The sequence below is a fragment of the Alteromonas sp. a30 genome, from assembly GCF_026788005.1.
Taxonomy (GTDB): Bacteria; Pseudomonadota; Gammaproteobacteria; order Enterobacterales; family Alteromonadaceae; genus Paraneptunicella.
Genome location: NZ_JABEPE010000016.1, coordinates 102,681 through 111,181, shown reverse-complemented (window position 1 = coordinate 111,181; position 8,501 = coordinate 102,681). Strand labels below are relative to the sequence as shown.

At 42.9% G+C, this 8,501-nt stretch carries 5 protein-coding genes; 2 read left to right on the top strand and 3 right to left on the bottom strand.

All coding sequences use genetic code 11. From position 1 onward, the window contains the following. Nucleotides 1–229 precede the first annotated feature (229 nt). The 3 genes from yghU to arsB form a co-directional block, all read right to left on the bottom strand. Nucleotides 230–1,078 carry a glutathione-dependent disulfide-bond oxidoreductase gene (gene yghU, locus HJG39_RS15100; protein WP_268410251.1) on the bottom strand — a complete coding sequence of 283 codons (849 nt, stop codon included), beginning with the start codon at nucleotides 1,076–1,078 and terminating at the stop codon, nucleotides 230–232. A 162-nt stretch (nucleotides 1,079–1,240) separates the two neighbouring features. After that, the gene (locus HJG39_RS15095; RefSeq protein ID WP_268410249.1) at nucleotides 1,241–3,841 is read right to left on the bottom strand and encodes a M1 family metallopeptidase; all 2,601 of its coding nucleotides are present in this window, start codon (nucleotides 3,839–3,841) and stop codon (nucleotides 1,241–1,243) included. Nucleotides 3,842–3,931: 90 nt separating this feature from the next. Next, the gene (gene arsB, locus HJG39_RS15090) at nucleotides 3,932–4,963 is read right to left on the bottom strand and encodes an ACR3 family arsenite efflux transporter (protein WP_268410247.1); all 1,032 of its coding nucleotides are present in this window, start codon (nucleotides 4,961–4,963) and stop codon (nucleotides 3,932–3,934) included. A gap of 674 nt (nucleotides 4,964–5,637) precedes the next feature. Between arsB and HJG39_RS15085 the strand changes: the two genes are divergently transcribed. After that, nucleotides 5,638–6,534, top strand: coding sequence for a hypothetical protein (locus tag HJG39_RS15085; RefSeq protein WP_268410245.1), 897 nt, complete (start codon nucleotides 5,638–5,640; stop codon nucleotides 6,532–6,534). A gap of 9 nt (nucleotides 6,535–6,543) precedes the next feature. Next, complete coding sequence (locus tag HJG39_RS15080) at nucleotides 6,544–8,493, top strand: methyl-accepting chemotaxis protein (protein ID WP_268410243.1); 1,950 nt, start codon at nucleotides 6,544–6,546, stop codon at nucleotides 8,491–8,493. Nucleotides 8,494–8,501 lie beyond the last annotated feature (8 nt).

The following is an 8,501-nucleotide window of genomic DNA, read 5'->3' as shown; positions in this document are numbered from 1 at the left end:
GTTTTAAAAGGGTATTCACTCAGCATGGCGCAGCTAGCTTAGAGTGAAATGCAGCTAGCTTAGAGTGAAATTTGGCACCTGTCATGAATGACGAAAGCGTGTTTTAAAAGGGTATTCACTCAGCATGGCGCAGCTAGCTTAGAGTAAAATTCAGCTAGCTTGCTTCAATCCTGCCCAATCCTTTGAGAAGCATTAACCATGCTGCCCGCTTCGACCAGTAAAGCGCCTACTAAACGCGACCATCCAAATCGCTGGCACTATGACGCTCAGGACATTGCTCAATATCCTCGCCCCAATTACGGTTCACCAACCTGCCACGCTTAACCGCTTCCCTTGAGCCCACTTCTTCCGTCCAGCGAACCAAATTCTTATACTCATGAACTTGTAAGAATTCCGCTGCGCCATACAAAGTGCCGTTCACCAGCGTGCCGTACCAAGGCCAAATAGCCATGTCAGCAATACCGTAATCGTCGCCAGCAATAAACTGATTCTCAGCAAGTTGCTTATCCAATACATCCAACTGACGCTTCACTTCCATCGCATAACGGTTGATTGGGTACTCATACTTTTCTGGTGCGTAATTATAGAAATGACCAAAACCGCCGCCAAGGAAAGGCGCGCTGCCCATTTGCCAGAACAACCAGTTAAGCGTTTCTGTTCTGCCAGCGGCATCTTTTGGCAAGAAAGCATCAAACTTTTCTGCCAGATAAAGCAAAATTGCGCCCGACTCAAACACACGCGTTGGCGGGTTCGTTGTCGTATCGATTAAAGCAGGGATTTTCGAATTTGGGTTAGCAGCAACAAAACCAGAACCAAATTGGTCGCCTTCCATAATATTCACAAGATACGCGTCGTATTCCGCGTCTTTAAAGCCTTTTGCTAATAGCTCTTCAAACATCACCGTGACTTTTACGCCGTTGGGTGTAGCTAAAGAATACAACTGAAAAGGATGTTTGCCTTGAGGAAGGTCTTTTTCGAATCTCGCGCCAGAATCGGGGCGATTAATATTAGCGAATTTGCCGCCGTTTTCTTCGTCAAAAGTCCAAATCTTGGGGGGAGTATAAGTTGGGTCCGACACGTTACACCTCTGTAAAAATGCGTTAATAGGTTGACCAGTGACTTCAAACGCCTTTCGATAAGCCTAACTCGGCGCCACAAACTGATACAAAGCAAAATGAGGTCTTACGATAACGTATTCAATGTTGTGCGTAAGATTGCTTCCTTCTTTTATATAACGCGCTTATTTAATGGCGCTGAATATGCGCTCGAGGCCCGCGTGTTGCTTTTCTGCCGTATCGGCACACAAACTAATTTGGGAGACAATCTCTGATTGCTTTTCTGCTAAGCCATCAATGTGTTGCCATTCTTTGAACAGAGCATTAATTTTATTGATGTCACTGTACTGGCACCCTGTCATGAAATTAAAGGGAAACCACTGCAAGCTGCTGCTCTCTATGCGTTGAGATATTCTGGCTTTATGTTGCTTCAAATAATCAAATACCGCGGATCGAAGTGTTGAGTTAAAGAAAGGAAATTGGAATCGATAATCAATGGATTCGCCTTGGGTATCGTCAGAAAGTAGAAAATCGTAATAAGCGCTGACTTTCTCTTTTGAGTCCACAAATCCAAGCGCATCTATTAAATGTTCTTTCATCAAGCCTTGTGCGTTTTTATAAGCTGCTTGCATGGCTGAGTAGGTTTGTTTATCGGCGATATACGCCAGCACTTTTAGTTGGGCATAGTGAGCAGAGTTTGAAGGTTGAGGCGTTAACAAGTCGGCTTTCTTTTCCCGCACTATTTTCTGTACATTTTCATATTGTAAGTGAATGCCCGCTAACTCCACCCATATATCATAGTTGGCAACTTCGTTTGGGGTTTCCCAATAAATTTCCTGCAATCGCGCTGTCAATTGCTGCGTTAAATAGCGACGAAATTTGGGCAAGAGTGACACTGGAATGGTGGTGTAAAAATGATCAATAAAGCCATTTAATAAGTGTCTTTCCAATTGTGGCTTATTGACGGCATCTTTGAGTAGCGAGACTTCTTGTTTGATGATTGAGGCCAGCGATAATTTGCCTAATTTAGCTAAATGCTGCTGATTATCGAGCCACATTTTTTGAGTAAATTCATCTTGGGATAAATAATAATTGGCTTGGTTTTGCTCAACTAAATAGCGGTAATAACCCTGATGTTCTGGATTCAAAATGAGCAAGGCGTTGTTTGGCAGGGAATTTAGTTGGCTTGTTACTTCAAGAGGCAAAGCCATGCTGCTTTTAGTCAGCAAAAACTGAAAGTTGTGCTCGGCACTTCCTGCTTTTACGCGCAAATGAATGGGGACATGCCACAGAGGAGCCTTTTCGTTGATGGCGTTAGCATTAATAGGAGACTGTGTGAGTGTCCAGATGTTGTTTTCTTTTGTGAGGGTAATCAACGGATAGGCTGGCAAGTTAATAAAACTGTTTATCATTGCAGCATAATCGGGGTTGGCTTTTTGGAAATACGACAATAGCGTTTGGCTTGTTACAGTGCCATCTGCACTCTCTTTTAGGTAAGTGTTTATTAGCGTTTTGAATTCATCCTCGCCAATAAAATGTTCGAACATGGTGAGAATAGCATAGCCTTTTTCATACACAATTTGCCCGTAAGCTTCTACATCGGCATGGTTTTGAATAGCTCGATGTAGCGGCGCTTGGGTTTCATCATCATTAAGTGAGTATATTTTCGCACTTTCACCACAATGCGGCTGAGACAGATACTCAGACGCCAATTTAATAGCAATCCAATCGGCGAACGACTCATTTAGCCAAAGGTCATCCCACCAATCTGGAGTGACATAGTTACCAAACCACATGTGGGCGATTTCATGGGCAATCAAAATCGCTGCGTGGCATTGGGTAGAAGAGCTGAAACGCGATGAAGTGAGCACAGTGTTATCGCCCAAATAAATCAATCCTACGTTTTCCATTCCAGCGTTGGGAAAGTTTGGGACGGCGATAAAGTCCATTTTTTGAAAAGGGATCTCAGTATCAATGTACTCATTGAGTAGGTGATACAAGTCAGTTGCCATTTTAGCTGCTGTTTTAGCTTGGTCGCCCTGACCGGGCATGGTGTAAAAGGAGGAAGGCATAGGTAATCCCTCCACTTTTACGTGATCGAAATGACCAATTGCAAACGCCAGAACATCCGCTGGAATGCGCGCGGTTTGGGCAAAGGTGAGAGTTTGTGTAGCATCGTCGTTTTGCAGTTCATGGGTTATTGGGGTGCTATGCACAACGTCATAACCTTGTGGCAGTGTTAGTCGGAATTGGAAGGATGTTTTTAATCCCGGCTCATCCAATAACGGGAAAAGCGTACGTGCTTGCATGGGTTGAAATTGGCTAAATAAATAGGTTTCATCGTTATTTTGGTAGCGATATAAGCCAGCGGAATCATCCCTTAAGTTCCCTGAAAAATGGATTTCTAGGTGAATCATGCCACTAAACTGATGTGCTTTGTTGTTAGCAAGAATGTGTGCAATATCAAATGTGTTTGCTTGGGAGAGCGATACCTCTATGGGTTTGCCTTGCTGTGATACGCTTATTCGATGTAGCGTCAGCCCTTTGCTATGAAATGAGAGATGCGAGAGGGGGTTTTCTAGCTGCAACTCTATTTGTGTTGAGCCCGAATAAGCATCTTGAGTAGGATCTAATTGCAAAAATACGCGCTGTTGAAGTGGTTTAAGTGCGCTGTTGATTCGGTAATCTTGAGAGAGGAGTGCTGAATTAGATTGAGCGTAAGCCGGGAGCGTGACGAGTACAGAAAGTATCGTAAGTAAAAGATACGAAAAAAGTCGCAGTAACATCCCTAGCCCTCTTTGCTCATGCAATGATGATTTATCTTAGAATAGCAGCAGGTTATCAATAAGTATTTAGCGAGTTCACCGTGTTGAACGTTACTGGAACCAATGCCGTGTTCTATTAGCAAAGTAAACCAACGATAGCATTACAGGGACTTCTACCAACACGCCTACCACAGTGGCTAGTGCCGCGCCGGAGTGCAGCCCAAACAATGAAATGGCGACAGCAACTGCGAGTTCAAAGAAGTTTGATGTACCAATCATACAGGCGGGCGCAGCGACATCATGAGGTAGCTTCAACTTCTTGGCGACAAAGTACGCGAGTGCAAAAATGCCATAAGTTTGCAGTAATAGCGGGATTGCAATGAGGAGGATGTTTTCCGGTTGCGCCAAAATTGTTTCGGCCTGAAAACCAAATAACAGTACAACCGTTAGCAATAAACCGAGTATTGAAAAGGGCTTTAGTTTGCTAGTAAATGCATCAACTTGGTTGTTATCTTGCTGGCTTTTGGCATTCTTTTTATTTAAAGACGCCCGTGTTAATACGCCTGCTATTAAAGGGAATACCACATATAACACCACTGAAAGCAGTAATGTGCTCCAAGGTACTTTGATGTCGGTTACACCAAGTAAAAATGCGGTGATGGGGGCAAAGGCAAAAATCATGATGATGTCGTTAATAGACACCTGTACTAGGGTGTAATTTGCGTTGCCTTTGGTTAAGTGACTCCACACAAATACCATGGCGGTGCAAGGAGCAACACCGAGTAAAATCATACCCGCGATGTATTCATTAGCAGTTTTAGGGTCAACCCAGTCGGCAAAAATGCCTTTAAAAAAGAGCCAGCCGAGCAATGCCATGCTAAAGGGTTTAATTAGCCAATTAATGACCAGGGTTAATATGATGCCTTTGGGTTTTTCGCCTACGCGTTTTATCGCTGAAAAATCCACTTGAATCATCATAGGGTAAATCATTAACCAGATAAGAACGGCAACAACAAGGTTAACGTGTGCGTATTCATATCCAGCGATGATTTTAAAAACGGAAGGAAAAAGCGTACCAAATAAAACGCCAGCACCAATGCTCAGCGCTACCCACACGGAAAGAAATCGTTCGAACAGTCCCATAACTTCTACTCTTTAATCAACAACAAAAATGACTAGGTTTTGACTCCTAACTTGATGAGTGCCTATTTTAATTGGTTCGGCGAAAGCGAGTCCTGCGCTAATGCATTAATAGGCCCTTTAATAGTATCAATGGTTTGACGAAATGCCTCAACTTTTGATGGATCAGCAAGCCCTCAATGCAACCCCAGCGCATTTTCGAAGAAGACTGGGCGTTTTTATCCTGCCGTTGCGTATTGAAGCGGTCATGATCCCCTTTCCCTTGCGTCAGGTCATAAACACATAACTCGCCTTCTGTTGTGAGCAAAACAATGACTTGAGGCGAGCTTCTTCTGATAAGCACTTATAAAACAAATTTGGTTCGGGAGAGGACATCGCATATTTGCAAAAACGAAGGAAAAATATTTCTCTTTGCATTTGTTTCTTTCAGTGATGATTTTTGAATTTTTATTTCTGTTATAAAATTTATATGTAGGTGTATTAAAGTTTCCAACACTTTATTTTATATGGCTTTGATATACTTCAAAAAAGTAACAAGTTTCCTTTTTAATCATGGTATTGCTGTAATTTTTATGTTGTAAGAAAGTTGTATTTTAATAGGTCCATAAAAAACGCATAATGCGGGTGTCTTTGGTTTACTCTTGAGAGTAATAAAGGTTTTGAGGGAGAAAGTAACTTTGAAAAATTATGGTAAAAAAATATCTTCATGGGGTGGTTGTCTTTGCTTTTTACTATTCTCAATAGGTGTTTCAGCTAACACGCCAAATCACGTTTATCAGGCGGTGGATAACCTCGCAAACAACATCGAGGCGATACGAGCTCACTTAAACGTTAACGACACGCCAAGATTGCCAGGTGTGCAAATTGCAAAAACGCCTCTTCATGCATATACCAAAGGGTTAGAAGTATTTGAGAAAGTCATTCGCTTCAAAAAAAGCAAAAACTTAGCGACCATTGTCTTGCCTGATTTTCCAGATAAAGCTATTAAGCCAAGTGATGTGTTAGTGCTGGTGGAAACCATTTCCAAAGAAATTCAACAAGCTTCGAAACAACTGGGTGTTAGCTATGCCGAGCGCGCTAAGCTGCCGACAGGAAAAACGCCCTCCGATGTATACGAAAATATGTGGCGAACGTCTTACTTATTAGATGGTTTAGCAGGCGCGATTAGCCCAAAATACGTTTATCGAAATACCCTAAGAATCGAAAAAGCGTTGGAGGTGATCGCGCAGGAATTAAATACAAAAGTCGATAAGGAAGTACCTGAATTACCCGCAAATAAGAAGCCTGTTGATGCCAATATTGAAGGCTACAAGGTGTTATACAAAATAGCACAGTTGGAAAAACGCCTTAATATGGACGCATTGCGTGTTCCCGGCTTTCCCGCTGGAGACATTTCCCCTTCCGATGTTTACGACACCACTAATAATATTCTTGCTGAGTTAACACGTATCAATTTGTCGTTATCTCTGTCTTCTCCTGATGTGGTTGAGTTAGACGCAGAAACCGTGACCCCTAGTCATGTTGTGCGTCAGTTCCAATCGATCCAACATCAACTCGATATGCTTATCAACTAAGGATTGTTTATGTTTCGCAATATGCGTATCAGCAAGAAAATTGTGCTGGGCATGGTCCCCATGATTCTTTTGCTACTGGCTTATCTGGCCTATTCCAGTGTTAAGTTATTGACTGCTACTGAGCAATTAACTCGCTTAAAAAGTCACATTGGTGAGCAAGCTTCTTACGGTACTTCACTGTTTTTATTGAACAATATCAGTCGACGTGAGCAGTTGAATCAGCAGTATCTGGCAGAACCTCAAAAGCAAACTATCGAGATTATCGGGCTACTTGAACAAGACTTTGCCTTGCTAACCAGTGAACTGGAAAAAAAGCCTGATAATGAGGCGATGGTGCAGGAGCTTGTGGCGGGTGAGCAAGCTTATACTGACCTTTTGAAAAACAAACTTTGGGTTAATGCGAATAAACTCAGCGCGTTATTGGAAGAATATAACAATTACATTGGGCCTGAATTTGAAGCCCAAGCTATTATCGTGCGCGATTTGGGGATAGTAGAAAACGACATCTTAATGACCGAGGTTGGTAGCCGCCTGTCCGCTTCTGCGCTATCTGCCCGTGCGTATTTTAATCAATATATTGCTAATGCAACGGATACCAGTTTGCAGCGAGCGTTACTAGAATTGCTTGCTGCGCGTTCTGCTCTTGAAGAGTTTACCCCGGTAATGCAAGCGGATCCGAAGTTAGGATTTAAACATTTAAGTGAATTACTGAACGATATTGAAGTCATTGTTAAGCAGGGTGAAAAGTACGCTACGAACGTTTCAGTGTATCGTAAAGAAGCAGAGAATCTCAGCAATCAAATTACTAAAAATATGCTCAGCCAGCAGATTTACCAATGGCGGGATTTAGACTATCAAGCCAGCGAAATTCTGTCTTTTGTTAACGCTTATCAAATTCAAAGCATGAGTGTTTTGTTAATCTCGATTGCGGTGGGTGTGGGCATTTTATTGTGGATCTCACGCAGTATTGTTCGAAGCTTACAAGTCTTGCTTCAACGAGTGTCGGAAATTAGCGAAGGCGAAGGAGATCTCACCAAACGAATTGAAATTCAAAGCCAAGATGAAACCGGCATGTTAGCGACATCGTTAAATCGGTTTATTGATACCATTCATGGGATTATCAAAAACGCTCAGCACTCTTCACATGAGATGATCGATAAGTCTACACAGAATTTGGCTTTGGCAACGGAATCGAGTAATCAGTTAGTTGAGCAGCAATCGAAGAACGAAATGATAGCCTCTGCAATTGAACAATTGGCGCAATCTTCCATTGATGTGGCGTCCAGCTCGGCTAATTCCAGCCAAGCGGTAGAACTTACATTCGATGCACTCCAGCGCGGAACGGGCATTGTTGAACAGTCGGTTTCTTCTATTCACCTGCTCAACAAAGAAATGCAAATGGCGTCAGAGGTGAGTCAAGCATTGGCGCGGGAAAGTGAAGAAATCAACAAAGTGCTCATGGTCATTAAAAACATGGCAGAACAAACGAATTTATTAGCACTGAACGCTGCAATCGAAGCCGCAAGAGCGGGTGAGGCCGGGCGCGGATTTGCAGTGGTTGCGGGCGAGGTGAGAACGCTTGCTAATCGCACACAAGAATCCGCTGCCGACATTGAATCGAGTATTGTTCGTTTGCAGACCGAATCTCAGCGCGTGGTGGAATCAGTTACTTTGTGCCATAAGCACGCTGAAATGGGCGCAAATGCTTCCGATCAAACCCAAGATATTTTCCATCAAGTGCGTTTGTCGGTAGAAGAAATGCAAGCGATGTCGATGTCTATTGCCTCGGCGTCGGAAGAACAGTCGCAAGTGACCGAGCAAATTAAGCAAGATATAGAAAACGTATTTCACTTCAGTGAAAACATTTCCAAGGCCGCAGGTGATAGCCAAAAAACCAGCCAGCAATCCAGCCAATCTGCTGAGGACTTGAATAAAGTGTTGAGCAAGTTTGTGGTTTGATGAATCTG

Excerpts from the sequence above, each read along its gene's own strand:
- HJG39_RS15095 (WP_268410249.1), bottom strand. The coding sequence starts at position 3,841 with ATGTTACTGCGACTTTTTTCGTATCTTTTACTTACGATACTTTCTGTA.
- arsB (WP_268410247.1), bottom strand. The coding sequence starts at position 4,963 with ATGGGACTGTTCGAACGATTTCTTTCCGTGTGGGTAGCGCTGAGCATT.
- HJG39_RS15080 (WP_268410243.1), top strand. The coding sequence starts at position 6,544 with ATGTTTCGCAATATGCGTATCAGCAAGAAAATTGTGCTGGGCATGGTC.